This window comes from Neisseria sp. 23W00296 (assembly GCF_044772855.1).
Taxonomy (GTDB): Bacteria; Pseudomonadota; Gammaproteobacteria; order Burkholderiales; family Neisseriaceae; genus Neisseria.
In genome coordinates, this window is the sequence record NZ_CP173024.1 from 967,731 (window position 1) to 982,957 (window position 15,227).

Here is a 15,227-nt window from a genome sequence, read left to right on the forward strand (position 1 = left end):
CCTCCCCCGCGCTTGCGGCGCAGGGGAGGGAGTTTCGTGCGCGGCGGGGTTTTCGGTTCCAGCCGCCGCACGTTCAGTCGGCAAACGGTTTCTGCTGCCAGTAAAAGCGTTTGGGCTGCCATTGGCGCGCGCTCAGGGTTTGGCCGCCGCTGTCGAACAGCCATGCGCCTTGTCGGTCGGTGCGCAGCAGGTGTGCGCCGTGGGCGGACAGGCGGGTTTGCACTTCGCGGGCGGGGTGGCCGTAGGGATTGCCGAAGCCTGCCGAGGCGACGGCGTAATCGGGCGATACGGCGTTGACAAACGCGCCCGACGACGAGCCTTTGCTGCCGTGGTGTCCCAACACCAACACCTGCGAGCGCAGGGCGTCGCCGTAGCGGCGTACCAGTTCGGCCTCACCGCGCGTGTCCAAGTCGCCCGTTACCAGCACCGCCGTTTCCCCCGCCAGCACGCGCAGCACGCAGCTTTGACCGTTGTCGCCCGCGCCGCCCGCGCCCGTGTCCAAAAGCTCGAAGCGCACGCCGTCCCATTCCCATGCCGTTTCCTCGCGGCAGCTTTGCGCCTGCGGGTAAAACTCCGGCTGTCCGGCCAGCACGGCGCGCGGGCGCAGGGCGGCTGTGAGCAGCGGCGCGCCGCCGTCGTGGTCGGCATCGTGGTGCGACAAAAGCAGCACGTCCGGCCGCCGCACGCCGAGCGCGCGCAGGACGGGCAGGGTCTGCATCTGCGCCGCACCCTCCGTGCCCGTATCGAACAGGAGGACGTGCGAGGCCGTCTGAAAATACACCGACAAACCCTGTCCGACATCGATCACGACGGTTTTCAGACGGCCTTGTTCGGGCGGCGCGGGGCGGTAGAAGACAAAGCCCGCCAGCACCAGCGCCGCCCACGGCCGCAAGCCCGCGCCGCGCGGCAGCAGCCACACGCAGGCCGCCGCAGCCGCCAGCGCGGACAGCGGCCACGGCGCGGCGGCCACGCCCCATTCGGGCGCGTAATCCGCCAGCCAAGCCAGCGTCTGCAAAGTCTGTTCGCCCAGCCATGATGCCGCGTATTGCAGCGGGTAAAACGGCAGCAGCGACGCCGCCAACGCCAGCGGCACCAGCACCCAGGAAAACCACGGAATCATCGGCGCGTTTGCCAGCGGCGAGGCAAGGGGCAGGGCGGCAAACAGCCAGCCCGTTGCCACCGACGAGGCCAGCGTCGCCGCCCACTGCCCGCGCAGGGCGGCAAGCGGCCAAGAACGCCTGCCCGTGCGCCACGAGTCCGCCCACAGCAGAGACGCCACCAAACCGAAGGACAGCCAGCTTCCCACCGCGAGTGCCGCCGAGGGGTCGAGCAGCAAAACCAAAGCCAGCGCAAACCACCAGCCGCGCCAGGCCGAAGCCGCGCCGCCCGCCGCCCACGCGGCCGCCACCGCCGCCACCATCAGCAGCGAGCGCAGCGTCGGCACGGCAAAACCCGCCAGCGCCGTGTAAAACAAGGCCGCCGCCACGCCCGCCGCCAGCAGCCAAACCTTCGGCCGGCGCGGCGCAACGGGCAGTACGAGCAGCAGCCTTTTTGCCAGCCATGCCGCCAGCAGCGCCACCATCGACACGTGCAGCCCCGACACGCTCACCAGATGGTTCAGCCCCAGCGGGCGGAAAGCCTGCCACCATTCGCCGCGCAACGCGTCCTGTTCGCCGACGGCCAATGCCCGCATCAGTGCCGCGCCGTCGGCCGTTTCCTGCGGCATCCGCCGCCAGCTTGCGCTGACGGCTGCGCGCAGGCGCAGGAGGCCGTCTGAAAGGCCGTCTGCAAACCCCAGCGCCTGCCGATCGGCACCCGCCGTCGCCAGCGCGTCGATGCCGTTGGCCAGCGCCCATGCCTCGCGGCCGAAACCGCGCGCGTTGTTCTCGCCGACGGGGGCGCGCATCCGCAGGTTCAGCCGCCACACGCTGCCTGCAGGCCAGTCGCGGCGGCGGTAGTCGGCCAGCTGCACGCGGTAGCTTCGTCCGTCGTCCGCCACCGCTTCGGCGCTAAAGCGCACCCGCCGCCCGTCGTCCTGCGCCAGCCCCGTCACGCGCACCGCCGCCGCCAGCGTCTCGCCCTGTTTTTCAGACGGCCACCGCTGCGCCAACGCCAGCTCCGTGCGCCACACGCCGTAAGCCGCGCCGACAAGCAGCAGCAAAAGCAGCAAACCCGCGCGTTTCCACCGCAGCAGAGCCGCCGCCGCGCAGCAGAAAACCGCCGCCCACGCAGCGGGCGGCGGCACAAAGGGCAGGGCGAACGACAGCAGTACGCCGGTGGCGAAAGCGGGCAGTAGGTAAAAGGGCACGGCGGCTCCTGTCGGCTTGGCTTGATGGTTGGGAAAAGGCCGTTCCTGCCTGTGCGTAAATGAGGTTTCCGGAACGGTGGCGGGATAAATTTTCCGATAGCGGCACGTTTCGGGATGCCGGTGTTGTTGAGGCCGTCTGAAAGCGCGGATCGGGTTTTCAGACGGCCTTTGTGGGTGTGTGCCACATCAGGCGCGCGTTCTTTGCCGTTTGAGAGGCCGTCTGAAACCGTCCCAAAGCCGTTTCGGCTTTGCCGAAGCTGTGCTTTCGGAAACGCCGTCACCGCGTTTGTGTCCCGAGGGAGTGTCGGCGGGAGCGGCTTTTGGGGTTTTCAGACGGCCTTTGAGGTTCTGAAACTGCGTGCGTCGCGGGCGGCACACCCTGCGCCATACGGGTCGGGCCGGTTTTTTAACAGTCCGCAAACAAATCATTCAGCCCTTCGGAGATGGTCGGGTGGGTGAAGATTTGGTTTTTCAGGTAGGCGGCGGGGACGCGGAAATCCATTGCCATTTTGATTTGGTTGATGATTTCGTGCGCTTCGGCGCAGAACAGGGTTACGCCGAGGATTTCGCCGCTGTGCGCGTCCACCACGGCTTTGAGCAGGCCGTCGGTTTGGTTGAGCACTTTGGCTTTCGTGATCGCGTCGGCTTTCAGTTTCAACACTTTCACGTCGCGCCCCGACTGCTGCGCGGCGGTTTCGGTTAGGCCGATGTGGGCGAGCGGCGGCTCGGTAAAGGTGGCGGTCGGGAACGGGGCGCGGTCGGCGTGGCTGCGTTTGCCCTCGCCGAGGATTTGTTCGCGCACGATGCGGTAGTCGTCGAGCGAGATGTAGGTGAACATCGGGCTGCCCGCCACGTCGCCCATCGCCCAAATGTAGTCTTTGCCCTGCACGCGCAGGTAGTCGTCAACGAGAATGAAGCCGCGCGGATCGGTTTCGATGCCCGCGTTCGCCAGTCCCAGTCCCTGCGTGTTCGGCACGCGGCCTACGCCCACCAGCACCGCATCGGCGGTAAATTCGCCTTGCGAGGTGATGACGCTGGTGTCCGCCGCGTTGTCGCGGATGTCTTCTATCTTCAAGCTTTGTAACACTTTGATTCCCTTGCTGTTTAACACGCGCAGCATTTCTTCGGCGATATCGCGGTCTTCGCGCGGCAGGAAGGTGTCGCCGCCGTCCAGAATCGTGATTTCGCTGCCGAAAGCGCGGAACATAAAGGCGAATTCCAGGCCGATGTAGCCGCCGCCGATGATGACGAGGCGGCGCGGATGCTCGTTCAGCGCGAGCACGCCGGTGCTGTCGAGCACGCGCGGGCTGTCTTCGCCTGCCACGCCCAAACGGCGCGGTGTTGCGCCGGTGTTGATGAAAATGCGTTCGGCGGTGATCGTTTGTTCGCTGCCGTCTGCGCCAGTGAGTTTGACCGTGCGATCGTCGATAAACTCGGCGCGGGCGTTGATGACGGTAACGTTGTCCAGATTGTCCAATTTGGCGAAATTGGCGGCACGCAGTTTGGGAATCAGGGTGTTTTTCGCGTTCATCGCCGCGTCAAACACGGCGGCTTTGTCGGCGTTATGCCCGCGCTGCTCGCCTTCGACAATCAGTTTTTTGCTGGGAATGCAGCCGATGTTGATGCAGGTGCCGCCGTACATCTGCGCCGACTGCTCGACCAACACGACCTGCTGCCCGTGTTTCGCCAAATCCGCCGCCAGCGTTTTGCCTGCCTTGCCGAAGCCGATGATGAGGTTTTGTGTGTGCATAATGTTGTCTCCGTTGAATAAAAATGATGGGTCTGTTGGGATGTCCGGCTGAAAACTGCAGCCGGTTTTTGCAGGTTTTGTAGCGCCCTGCGGCGCACGTGTTCTTTGCCGTTTGATAGGTCGTCTGAAATCTTCCCGATGCCGTTTCGGCTTTGCCGAAGCTGCGCTTTTAGAAACGCCATCTCCGCGTTTTTGCCTCGAAGGGGTGCCGGAGGGAGCGGCTTTGGGTTTTCAGACGGCCTGCGTTTGTTTTTCAGCAAGCGATGGCAGGCTTTTCAATCCGCTTCTTCGTCGTATTCCTCCTGCGTGGCCAGACGGATGCCGCTTTTTTGCAACTCGGCAAGGAGGGCGGGGGGCGGGTTGAGGTTTTCGAGGCCGGTGATGCGTTTGAGATGGGGCAGGCGGGGGAGGTCTGCGGCGGCGGCTTGGGTGATGGGGAGCATTTGGTCGCAGCCGGGGTCGTAATACGGCCACAGTTCGGCGTAGAGCGGGGAGCAGCCGTCTTCGATATGGAGTTCTTCTACGGTGGCGAGCATCTCGGGCGGGATGTCGAGCCGGGTGAAGTAGTCGAGGATTTCGGGTACGGGGGCGTAGCCGTCGGTGTCGCGGCTGATGACGCGCGTTTCGCAGTCTGCGGCGAAGCGGTCGAAGTTGAGGCGGGGGGCGAGGGTGTTTTGCCGGTACATCAGTTCGTCGATTACGGCGAGTTTGAGGGCGGTGTCGCGGAACGGGGTTTGCGGCGGCGCGGCTTTGGCGGCTTTGGCGGGTTTGGACGGTTTGGCGGCAGGCAGTAGGCCGCGCAGGGTGGCGGCGGCGGGGGTGTCGGGGGCGGCTTCGGCGAGCAGGCGGATGTTTTCGCGTACGGGGCGGCTGCGTTTGAGCCATTTGATGAGGCCGGGTCGGGTGTCGGCGGTGTCATCCGCGCCGTTTTCCGTCAAATCGAATTCTTCCAACACTTGCTGTTGCAGGATTTCGGTTTGCGCGGCATCGCATTGCGGCAGGGCAGCTTTCAGGATGGCGGCGGCGTTTTGGTAGGGGTAGCTGTCGGTGTCGCCGTCGCCGAACATTTGGCTGAGGCAGTAGTCCTGCCGGTTTTGCGCGCCAAGGGCAAGCAGGGCGGCGAAGGCGGCGATGGGGTCGGGGGCTTGTTCGAGGTAGCTTTCAAAGAAGCTGCTGTATTGTTCGGGAAAGCGTTGCAGGTAGGGGCGGACGAGGGCGGCGGCAGGAATGAAATTTTCAGGCTGGTCGTGGGTGCTGTGGTGGAAGTAGAGGTCGAGCAGGCTGCCGAGCCAGTTTGCGGCGCGGCTTTCGGGCGGCAGCGGGGCGGCGGTGGCAGCGGCGAGGTGTTCGGCAAGTTGCGCGCCATATTGGGCGAGGACTTCGCCGGTTTGGCGGGTGTTGTCATAGCGTTCGGCGATGAATTTGCGTTGGGCAAACAGGGCGGCGAATTCGTCCAAGCCCTGCCATTGTTGCCACTGCTGCGCGGCGGCCTGTTGGAGGATGGGGAACAGGAAGGTGTAGTAGTGGCGCAAATCGGCTATCGGGTGCTGCTCGAAGTATTTGAGCCATTCGCGGCGCACGGCTTTGCGGGATGCGGGGTCTTGTTGGAGTTGGGCGAGGTTGCGGCCGAGCATGGAGGCCAGGGGGTTGGGCTCGGGCGGGGGTGTGCCGCTGTGGCCGTCTGAAAGTTTGGCGGCGGGGTTGGTTTTTTTGCGGAAGAAGGAGAACATGGCGGGCTGGCTTTTTGCGTGAGGTGGTAAAGTCGGGCGGGGTGGTTCGGGCGGCTTTGGGCTGTATGGCGGGAAACGCGTGCGGTGTGGCAGATTTATCCGGCAGCGCATCCAGACCGCGTGCGTCGCTTGCGCCACACCCTGACTTAGCGGCGGAGGCCGTCTGAAAAACGTTTTTCAGACGGCCTTTGCTGTTTCAGACGGCCGTTTTCTTTTTGGCGGGGGCGGGGGCGGGTTTGCTTTTGCCGGTTTCGGCTGCGGGTTTGTCGGAGATGCCGAGGCGGCGCAGGGTGTCGTTCAGGACGCGGGTGTTGCCGCCGGCGGCACGCCCTTGTTTGAAGGTTTCGCGGGCTTCGTCTTTGCGGCCGAGTGTCCACAGGACTTCGCCCAGGTGGGCGGCAACTTCGGCTTCGGGGTGTTCTTTGAAGGCGTATTGCAGGTAGGGTAGGGCGGCTTCGGGGTCGCCTTTGAGGAAGTAGGCCCAGCCGAGGCTGTCGTTAATGGCGGGCTCTTCGGGCAGTTGTTCGAAGGCGGCGCTGATGAGGGGGAAGGCTTCTTCGATTTGGGGGGCGGGCAGGGTGAGCAGGGTGTAGCCGAGGGCGTTTTGCGCGTTGGGGTTGCCGGGGGAGAGCTCGAGGTAGCGGCGCAGGTCGGCGACGGCTTTGGCGGGTTGGCCGAGGCGGTCGCTGTAGATCATGGCGCGCTGGTAGAGGATGCTGCCGAGCATTTCGGCATTGCCGGGCTGTTTGGCTGTGCGCTCGTAGAGGCGGTTGAGTTCGGCGAGCGCCTGTTTGGCGTTGCTGCTGTGGCCGAGGACGACGAGTTCAAGACCGGTGAGGTGACCCGTGTCGAAGAAGCGGCCCTGGCGGGCGGTCATGCTGCGGGCGCGGCGGACTTCGGCGGCGGCCTGCGGCCATTTTTGTTCTTCGGCATAAAGCGAGGCGGCAAGAACGGCTTTGTCGAAGGCGTAGTCGGGGGAGTGGATTTTGTCGAGCCAGCCATGTGCTTCGGTGTAGCGTTTGTTGTCGGCGTTGCGCATAACGGCGATGACGGCGGCACGGCTTTGCTGCTCCTGTGTGCCGGTTTGGTAGGCTTTGGTGAGGTAGGTGAGGATTTCGTCGAGCGGGGCTTGGCGTCCGGCGGACAGGAGGGCGGCTTGGATGTAGAGGTCGGCGTTGGGGCGTTTGTCGATGAGTTCGCGCAGGAGTTTGCCGGCCTCTTCTTTTTTGTTGGCGAAGATGAGGGCTTCGACTTGGAGTTCCTGCCAGACGGGGGGGAGTTTGGCGGTGTCGGTTTCGGCGAAGAAGCGGTTGATGATGTCGGGTTTGCGCTGACCGATCAGGCGCATGGTGAGGTAGGTGGAGGGGAGGATGTCGCTGTCGAGCGCGGCCAGGCGCTGCAGTGCCTGCACGGAGGCGTCGGTTTTGTCGTTGAGGGCGCTGAGGATGGCGTCGGCGATGACGGCGTCCGGTTTGTCGGGATAGGCTTTGGCGCGGTTGTGGACGGGTTCTTCCATGAGTTTGGCCACGGCGGGGTTTTGTGCGGCGGTTTGGGCGGTGAGCAGGAAGATGCGGCTGCGCTGGCTTTCGTCGGCGCCTTCGAGGGCGGCGTCGAAGCCGTCGCGGGCGTTGGCATAGTGGCCGCGCACCATGTCGCGCATCCAGGTGATGCGTTTGAGGGCGGGGCCGGGGACGGGTTCGATTTTCAGCCAGCGCTGGTAGATTTGTTCGGCCTGTTCGTAAGCGCCGAGGCCGACGGCCATGTCCATTGCGCGTTCGGCTACTTCGGGGTCGCGGGTGCGTTCGAGCATGACGAGATAGGTACCCAGGGCGGTGGCGGGGTCGCCTTTGTGCAGGGCGATTTCGGCGCCGAAGAGGGTGAAGGCGTCGTTGGTACGTTTGACGACGGCTTCGCGGCGGGCGGCTTCGGCGGCGTCGATGGTGATGTGGCGGTGGCTGCCGACTTTGGTAACGGGGCGGCTGCCTGTACCGGCGGCATGGAGCGCGGGAGCGGCGAGTGTCAGCAGGAGGGCGAGGGCGGCGGGGCGCAGGCGGGATTTTTTGTCGGACATGGTGTTCTCGGTGGATGCAAAGGGGCGGGGTGGTGGTGCGGGCTTTGCCGCAGCGGTGTTTTAACTTCGTTGAAACTTCGCTTTCAGACGGCCTGTAACGGGAAAGGAGCTACTTTAACATACGGCGGAATGAATTTTATAGTGATTGGCTTGCAGAGAGCGGTTTGCCGTTTGCGGCGGGCGGATGTGAAAACTGCGCCGGAAAGTGCAAAGGTACTTTCCGGCGCAGTTTGCGGTTGCTGCGGATGCGGCGTCAGTCGAGCTTGCCGTGGCAGTGTTTGTATTTCAGGCCGCTGCCGCAGGGGCAGGGGTCGTTGCGGTGGACGACGATACCGCGCGCGGCCAGCGCTTCGGGGGTGTAGCTGCTGCTGTCGGCATTCGGATCGAAGGCTTCGGCGGCCAGCCCGCTGCGTGACTGCGACAGCACTTCTTCCATATCGGGCGCGTCGGCTTGGAAGGCGTGGGCGTTCAGATCGGCCAAGTCGGCAGGTTCGCTCTCCTGCGCCAGCGGCTCGTCCATACGAACCTGTACGGAAGCCAGTATCGAGGCGATTTGGTATTTAATGCCGTTCCACAGGTTTTGGAACATTTCGAAGGCTTCGCGTTTGTATTCCTGCTTGGGGTTTTTCTGGGCGTAGCCGCGCAGGTGGATACCGTGGCGCAGGTAGTCCATGGCAGAGAGGTGGTCGCGCCACTGGGTATCGATGACTTGCAGCATGACGTTGCGCTCGTACTGGCGCATTTCGTTTTCGTCGACGAGGGCGGTTTTGTCGCTGTAATCCTGTTCCATTTGCGAGAGCAGACGCTCTTTCACGTCTTGGTTGTCGAGCGTGTTGTCTTCTTTCAGCCAGCCCTGAATGTCGGCGTGCAGGCGGAAATCGGCAGCGAGTCGGGCTTCCAGGCCGGGCAGATCCCATTGTTCTTCCATGCTGTCGGGCGGCATATGGGTATCGACCAGCGAGGAAACGGTTTCGGTGCGGAATTCTTTGCCCAGATCGCTGATGCTGTCGGATGCGAGGATGTCGTTGCGCTGGAAGTAGATGACTTTGCGCTGGTCGTTGGCGATGTCGTCGTATTCCAAAACCTGTTTGCGCATATCGAAGTTGCGTCCTTCGACTTTGCGCTGCGCGCCTTCGATCTGGCGGGTAAGCATGCCCGCTTCGATGGCTACGCCGCGCTCGGGTGCGAGGCGGTTGAGGATGGCGGCGGCGCGGTCGAGGGCGAAGAGGCGCAGGAGCGGGTCTTCAAACGAGAGGTAGAAGCGGCTGGAACCGGGGTCGCCCTGACGTCCGGCGCGGCCGCGCAGCTGGTTGTCGATGCGGCGGCTTTCGTGGCGTTCGGTGCCGATGATGTGCAGGCCGCCCGCTTCCATGACTTTGTCGTGTTCTTCCTGCCAGCCGTTTTCCAAGGCGGAAATTTTGGCGGCTTTTTCTTCTTCGCTCAGGCTCTCGTCGGCTCGAATGGCGTCGGACTGGTGTTTGACGTTGCCGCCGAGCACGATGTCGGTACCGCGTCCGGCCATATTGGTGGCGACGGTAATCGCGCCGACTTTGCCCGCCTGCGCCACAATCAGCGCTTCGCGCTGGTGTTCTTTGGCGTTCAGAACGTTGTGCGGAATGCCCTGTTGGCGCAGCAGGGTGGAAACGAGTTCGGAATTTTCGATGCTGGTGGTGCCGACGAGTACGGGTTGGCCGCGGTTGAAGCATTCGATGATGTCTTTGACGACGGCTTCGTATTTCTCTTCCGACGAGCGGAAAATCTGGTCGTTGAAGTCTTTGCGCTGAATCGGGCGGTTGGTCGGGATGATGACGGTTTCCAGATTGTAGATACTTTGGAATTCGAAGGCTTCGGTGTCGGCCGTGCCGGTCATGCCGGAGAGTTTGGTGTAGAGGCGGAAGTAGTTTTGGAAGGTAATCGAAGCGAGGGTTTGGTTTTCGCGTTTGATTTCCACGCCTTCTTTGGCTTCGACGGCCTGATGCAGGCCGTCCGACCAGCGGCGGCCGGACATCAGACGGCCTGTGAATTCGTCGACGATGACGATTTCGCCGTCCTGAATCACATAGTGCTGGTCTTTGTGGAACAGGGAATGCGCGCGCAGGGCGGCCATCAGGTGGTGCATCAGGGAGATATTGGATACGGCGTAGAGCGAATCGCCTTCGGCCAGCAGACCCATGCGCGTCAGGATGGTTTCGGCGTGTTCGTGGCCGGCTTCGCTGAGCAGGACGCTGTGGTTTTTCTCGTCAACCCAGTAATCGCCTTCGCCTTCTTCGGTTTCCTGACGGAACAGCTGCGGGGGGACTTGGTTCATGATTTCGTACAGGCTGACGTTGTCGTCGGCCTGGCCGGAGATAATCAGCGGCGTGCGTGCTTCGTCGATGAGGATGGAGTCCACTTCGTCCACGACGGCGAAATTCAGTTCGCGTTGCACTTTGTCGTATTGGTTGACGACCATATTGTCGCGCAGGTAGTCGAAACCGAACTCGTTGTTGGTGCCGTAGGTGATGTCGGCGCCGTATGCAGTTTGGCGTTGGAAGGGGTCGAGATCGCTGATGATGACGCCGACTTCGAGGCCGAGGAAGTTGTAGAGCGGGCGCATGGTTGCCGCGTCGCGCTGTGCCAAGTAGTCGTTGACGGTGACGACGTGCACGCCTTTGCCCGAAAGGGCGTTCAGATACACGGGCAGGGTGGCCACCAGGGTTTTGCCCTCACCGGTACGCATTTCGGCGATTTTGCCGTAGTGCAGCACCATGCCGCCGATCAGCTGGACGTCGAAATGGCGCATGCCGAGCACGCGCCTGGAAGCTTCGCGGCAGACGGCGAAGGCTTCGGGCAGAATGTCGTTCAAATTTGCGCCATCGGCGATGCGCTGTTTGAATTCGGCGGTTTTGCCTTGCAGCGCGGCATCGTCGAGCGCCTGGATGCCTGCTTCCAATTCGTTGATTTTTGATACGGTTTTCCGGTATTGCTTCAGCAGACGGTCGTTGCGGCTGCCGAATACTTTTTTCGCTAGTTGGGTAAGCATGGATTTCTGAACCTGTTTTTTTAGAGGCGGTAACGGCGCATTTTAACACAGGCCGTCTGAAATAAATAATCCGCCCGCATGGGGTGCGGGCGGTTACGGATGCTTTGTTTTTCGTGGAAACGGGGCTTGGTTGGCCTGCGGCGGTGTTTCGCTTTCAGACGGCCTTTTGTCATTTTGTTTGTTCCGTTGCGGCTGGGGCGACGGTAAACGCGGCCTGTATCAGTCCGGCCAGTTCCAGTTCGAGTCTGTCGCCGCCGTTCAGACGGCCGACGCCCGCCGGTGTGCCGGTAAACACCAGATCGCCGCGGCGCAGGCCGTAGGTTTGTGCGAGATGGCAGAGAATTTCGGGCAGGCTGTAAATCATCAGGGTGGTGTCGCCCTGCTGGCGCAGGATGCCGTTTTGCCGGAAGGAGAAGCGGGTGTGCAGCGGGTCGGGCAGGCGGCCGGCAGGCAGGAAGTCCGATACGCAGGCCGCGCCTTTGAAGCCTTTGGCTTTTGTCCACGGCAGGCCTTTGCTTTTCGCTTCGGCTTGTATGTCGCGGGCGGTGAGGTCGAGGCCGACGGCGTAGCCTTCGATCAGGGTGAGGGCGTCGTTTTCGTTTAAGTTGTCGGCGTTGCTGCCGATCAGCAGCACCAGCTCGGCTTCGTAATGCACGTCGGCGCTGTATGCGGGCAGGCGGATTTGCGCGCCGCTGCGCAGGAGGGCGGAATTGGGTTTGAGGAAAACCAGCGGTTCGGTCGGGGTTTCGTTTTGCAGCTCGGCGATGTGGTCTACATAGTTGCGGCCGATGCAGTAGATGTTGTTGGAGCGGACGGAGCGGGAGTCGAGCAGGATGTCGGTCATGGCGTTTCCTTTTGTTTGCGGACGGGGCGGAAGGTTTGTTTCAGACGGTCTTTTATCGGGCGCTTTGCTTTTTCAGACGGCCTGAGGCCGTCTGAAAAGGCGTGTGGGGGCGGATTGTAGCGTGTTTGCCGGACAAAAAAACGGCATACCGTTTTGCGGTATGCCGTGGCAGGGTGCAGGGTTGCTGCTTGTTTGGCAGTGGTTTGCAGCGGCGGTTTGTTCCGCCTTAGTCCTCTTGCGCCCCGAGTTGGAGGTAGTTGGCCAAACCTGTTTTGGCGATGAGTTCCTGCTGGGTTTCGAGCCAGTCGATGTGCTCTTCGTTGATGTTTTTGTGTTTTTCCAGCAATGCGCGGCTGACGTAGTCCTGATGCTCTTCGCACACGGCGATGGCGGCGGAGAGTGCGGCGTGTTTTTCGTTTTCTTTCGCCAGGTCGCATTTGATGATTTCTTCGGTGTTTTCGCCGATGAGCAGCTTGCCCAGCTCTTGCAGGTTGGGCAGGCCTTCAAGCAGGAGGATGCGCTCGATCAGGTCGTCGGCCGATTTCATTTCGCGGATCGACTGTTTGTAGAAGTGTTCCGACAGTTCTTCCAAACCCCAGTTTTTCAGGATGCGGGCGTGGAGGAAATATTGGTTGATGGTTACCAGCAGGAGGCCGAGGTTTTTATTCAGCTCGCGGATAACGGTGCGTTCGCCTTGCATGTTTCTTTCCTTGTTCGGTTGCCGAGGGCTTTACAGCTGGCTTTGGATGTAGTTTTCCAAGCCCATCAGGTCGATCAGGCGCAGCTGCTGTTCCAGCCAGTGGGCGTGGTCTTCTTCGGTGTCGGCAAGCTGTTTGACCATGATGTCGCGGGTAACGTAGTCCTGTTTTTCCTCGCACAGTTTGATGCCTTTTTTCAGAGCGGCGCGCACTTCGAATTCGGTGTTCAGGTCGGCTTTGAGCATGGAGGGCAGGTCGCTGCCGATATTGAGTGCGGAAGGCACCATTTTCGGTGTGCCGCCCAGCATCAGGATGCGGCGGATAAACTGTTCGGCGTGCTCGGTTTCTTCAACCATTTCGTGGCCGAGGCGCTCGAAAAGTTTGTTGTAGCCCCATTCGGCATACATGCGGGAATGGATGAAGTATTGGTCGCGCGCGGCCAATTCGCCCGCCAGAAGTTCGTTCATATAGTCGATGACTGCTTTGTCGCCTTGCATAATTTTGTTTCCTTGTTTGTCCGGATTAAAAAAACGGTGTGGTTTGGGTTTGGCAGAAGGTTTGTGTCCCGCCTTGTTTCGGGCGGCGTTTTTTTGAATGGGCGCATTCTAGCAGCGCCAAAACGCAATGCAACTTTCCTTTTAAAATACAAACAATTATCAAGAGAAAGGCAAAGGGATGAAGAAGGCCGTCTGAAAGTATTGCTTTGTTTCCTTTGGGGTTTTAATCCGTTTGATTTTAATAAAAGCTCTCAATAAATTTTGTTATTTACATAGTTTAACCAAATGCAAAAAGCGCCCGCGCAACAGACTTTTGCACGCGGTAAAAATCCGACCCTGCGGCGGCAAAGTGCTATAATCCGCCGCTTTTCCATTCTGTCAGCAAAAGTACAAAACTTATGAAACAAATCCGCAACATCGCCATCATCGCCCACGTCGACCACGGCAAAACCACGCTGGTTGACCAGCTCTTGCGCCAGTCCGGCACTTTCCGCGCCAACCAACAGGTGGACGAGCGCGTGATGGATAGCAACGATCTCGAAAAAGAACGCGGCATTACCATTCTCGCCAAAAACACCGCCATCGAATACGAAGGCTACCACATCAACATCGTCGATACCCCCGGACACGCCGACTTCGGCGGCGAAGTGGAGCGCGTATTGGGCATGGTCGACTGCGTGGTTTTGCTGGTTGACGCCCAAGAAGGCCCGATGCCGCAAACCCGTTTTGTGACCAAAAAAGCGCTGGCATTGGGCTTGAAACCCATTGTTGTAATTAACAAAATCGACAAACCCACCGCCCGCCCCAGCTGGGTTATCGACCAGACTTTCGAATTGTTCGACAACTTGGGCGCAACCGACGAACAGTTGGACTTCCCGATTGTGTACGCTTCGGGTTTGAGCGGCTTTGCCAAACTCGAAGAAAGCGACGAAAGCAGCGATATGCGTCCGCTGTTTGACACCATTCTCAAACACACCCCCGCCCCCAGCGGCGATGCCGACGCACCCCTGCAGCTGCAAATTTCGCAACTCGATTACGACAACTACACTGGCCGTCTGGGCATCGGCCGCATCCTCAACGGCCGCATCAAACCCGGCCAGGTGGTGGCCGTGATGAACCACGAAGAGCAGGTGGCGCAAGGCCGCATCAACCAGCTTTTGGGCTTCAAAGGCTTGGAGCGCGTGCCGCTGGAAGCAGCCGAAGCCGGCGACATCGTGATTATTTCCGGCATTGAAGACATCGGCATCGGCGTAACCATTACCGACAAAGACAACCCCAAAGGCCTGCCGATGCTCAGCGTGGACGAACCCACGCTCACCATGGACTTTATGGTCAACACCAGCCCGCTGGCCGGCACGGAAGGCAAATTTGTAACCAGCCGCCAAATCCGCGACCGCCTGCAAAAAGAGCTGCTCACCAACGTCGCCCTGCGCGTGGAAGACACCGCCGATGCCGACGTATTCCGCGTATCCGGCCGGGGCGAGCTGCACCTCACCATCCTGCTGGAAAACATGCGCCGCGAAGGCTACGAACTGGCCGTCGGCAAACCGCGCGTCGTCTTCCGCGAAATCGACGGCCAAAAATGCGAGCCCTATGAAAACCTGACCGTTGACGTACCCGACGACAACCAGGGCGCAGTGATGGAAGAACTCGGCCGCCGCCGTGGCGAGCTCACCAATATGGAAAGCGACGGCAACGGCCGCACCCGCCTCGAATACCACATCCCCGCCCGCGGCCTGATCGGCTTCCAAGGCGAATTCATGACCATGACGCGCGGCGTCGGCCTGATGAGCCACGTCTTCGACGACTACGCCCCCGTCAAACCCGACATGCCCGGTCGCCACAACGGCGTACTCGTCTCCCAAGAGCAAGGCGAAGCCGTCGCCTACGCCCTGTGGAACCTGGAAGACCGCGGCCGCATGTTCGTCTCCCCCGGCGACAAACTCTACGAAGGCATGATCATCGGCATCCACAGCCGCGACAACGACTTGGTCGTCAACCCGCTCAAAGGCAAAAAACTTACCAACGTGCGCGCCAGCGGCACCGACGAAGCCGTGCGCCTGACCACGCCGATTAAACTGACGCTGGAAAGCGCGGTCGAGTTTATCGACGACGACGAACTGGTGGAAATCACGCCGCAGTCCATCCGCCTGCGCAAACGCTACCTGAGCGAAATCGAACGCCGCCGCCACTTTAAAAAACTGGACTAATCCGTCGGCAAAAAGGCCGTCTGAAAGCGCAGCATCTGCCCTCTTTCAGACGGCCTTCCGACTGGCAAACGGCAAAAGGCCGTCTGAAAACCCTGAC

General features: G+C 61.3%; 11 protein-coding genes. 2 read left to right on the top strand and 9 right to left on the bottom strand.

Annotation, left to right across the window (positions count from 1 at the left end; translation table 11 throughout):
- Positions 1–73: 73 nt before the first annotated feature.
- The 9 genes from ACG2K1_RS04895 to bfr (ACG2K1_RS04935) form a co-directional block, all read right to left on the bottom strand.
- Positions 74–2,308 (bottom strand): DNA internalization-related competence protein ComEC/Rec2, encoded by a 2,235-nt coding sequence (locus ACG2K1_RS04895; protein WP_395428392.1) that lies wholly within the window; start codon positions 2,306–2,308, stop codon positions 74–76.
- 406 nt (positions 2,309–2,714) lie between these two features.
- The gene (locus ACG2K1_RS04900) at positions 2,715–4,058 is read right to left on the bottom strand and encodes an FAD-dependent oxidoreductase (RefSeq protein ID WP_395428393.1); all 1,344 of its coding nucleotides are present in this window, start codon (positions 4,056–4,058) and stop codon (positions 2,715–2,717) included.
- 275 nt (positions 4,059–4,333) lie between these two features.
- Positions 4,334–5,788: a DUF6892 domain-containing protein gene (locus ACG2K1_RS04905; protein ID WP_395428394.1), complete on the bottom strand. Its 1,455-nt coding sequence runs from the start codon at positions 5,786–5,788 to the stop codon at positions 4,334–4,336.
- Between the two features lie 196 nt (positions 5,789–5,984).
- The gene (locus tag ACG2K1_RS04910) at positions 5,985–7,859 is read right to left on the bottom strand and encodes a tetratricopeptide repeat protein (protein WP_395428395.1); all 1,875 of its coding nucleotides are present in this window, start codon (positions 7,857–7,859) and stop codon (positions 5,985–5,987) included.
- Positions 7,860–8,112: 253 nt separating this feature from the next.
- A complete protein-coding gene (gene secA, locus ACG2K1_RS04915) occupies positions 8,113–10,881 on the bottom strand; it encodes a preprotein translocase subunit SecA (RefSeq protein WP_395428396.1) in 2,769 nt (922 codons plus the stop codon).
- 20 nt (positions 10,882–10,901) lie between these two features.
- Positions 10,902–11,054 carry a hypothetical protein gene (locus ACG2K1_RS04920; protein ID WP_395428397.1) on the bottom strand — a complete coding sequence of 51 codons (153 nt, stop codon included), beginning with the start codon at positions 11,052–11,054 and terminating at the stop codon, positions 10,902–10,904.
- Complete coding sequence (locus tag ACG2K1_RS04925; protein WP_395428398.1) at positions 11,051–11,725, bottom strand: fumarylacetoacetate hydrolase family protein; 675 nt, start codon at positions 11,723–11,725, stop codon at positions 11,051–11,053. The genes ACG2K1_RS04920 and ACG2K1_RS04925 overlap by 4 nt, the downstream gene beginning before the upstream one ends.
- 226 nt (positions 11,726–11,951) lie before the next feature.
- Positions 11,952–12,425 (bottom strand): bacterioferritin, encoded by a 474-nt coding sequence (gene bfr, locus ACG2K1_RS04930; RefSeq protein ID WP_009426878.1) that lies wholly within the window; start codon positions 12,423–12,425, stop codon positions 11,952–11,954.
- 30 nt (positions 12,426–12,455) lie between these two features.
- Positions 12,456–12,920: a bacterioferritin gene (gene bfr / locus ACG2K1_RS04935; RefSeq protein WP_395428399.1), complete on the bottom strand. Its 465-nt coding sequence runs from the start codon at positions 12,918–12,920 to the stop codon at positions 12,456–12,458.
- A 63-nt stretch (positions 12,921–12,983) separates the two neighbouring features.
- Between bfr (ACG2K1_RS04935) and ACG2K1_RS04940 the strand changes: the two genes are divergently transcribed.
- Both ACG2K1_RS04940 and typA read left to right on the top strand, forming a co-directional pair.
- Positions 12,984–13,178, top strand: coding sequence for a hypothetical protein (locus ACG2K1_RS04940; protein ID WP_395428400.1), 195 nt, complete (start codon positions 12,984–12,986; stop codon positions 13,176–13,178).
- A 140-nt stretch (positions 13,179–13,318) separates the two neighbouring features.
- Positions 13,319–15,130 (top strand): translational GTPase TypA, encoded by a 1,812-nt coding sequence (gene typA / locus ACG2K1_RS04945; RefSeq protein WP_395428401.1) that lies wholly within the window; start codon positions 13,319–13,321, stop codon positions 15,128–15,130.
- Positions 15,131–15,227 lie beyond the last annotated feature (97 nt).

What these genes read in the sequence shown, in the direction of transcription:
- ACG2K1_RS04900 (WP_395428393.1), bottom strand. Translation starts at nt 4,058, where the DNA reads ATGCACACACAAAACCTCATCATCGGCTTCGGCAAGGCAGGCAAAACG.
- ACG2K1_RS04905 (WP_395428394.1), bottom strand. Translation starts at nt 5,788, where the DNA reads ATGTTCTCCTTCTTCCGCAAAAAAACCAACCCCGCCGCCAAACTTTCA.
- ACG2K1_RS04910 (WP_395428395.1), bottom strand. Translation starts at nt 7,859, where the DNA reads ATGTCCGACAAAAAATCCCGCCTGCGCCCCGCCGCCCTCGCCCTCCTG.
- secA (WP_395428396.1), bottom strand. Translation starts at nt 10,881, where the DNA reads ATGCTTACCCAACTAGCGAAAAAAGTATTCGGCAGCCGCAACGACCGT.
- ACG2K1_RS04920 (WP_395428397.1), bottom strand. Translation starts at nt 11,054, where the DNA reads ATGACAAAAGGCCGTCTGAAAGCGAAACACCGCCGCAGGCCAACCAAG.
- ACG2K1_RS04925 (WP_395428398.1), bottom strand. Translation starts at nt 11,725, where the DNA reads ATGACCGACATCCTGCTCGACTCCCGCTCCGTCCGCTCCAACAACATC.
- bfr (WP_009426878.1), bottom strand. Translation starts at nt 12,425, where the DNA reads ATGCAAGGCGAACGCACCGTTATCCGCGAGCTGAATAAAAACCTCGGC.
- bfr (WP_395428399.1), bottom strand. Translation starts at nt 12,920, where the DNA reads ATGCAAGGCGACAAAGCAGTCATCGACTATATGAACGAACTTCTGGCG.
- typA (WP_395428401.1), top strand. Translation starts at nt 13,319, where the DNA reads ATGAAACAAATCCGCAACATCGCCATCATCGCCCACGTCGACCACGGC.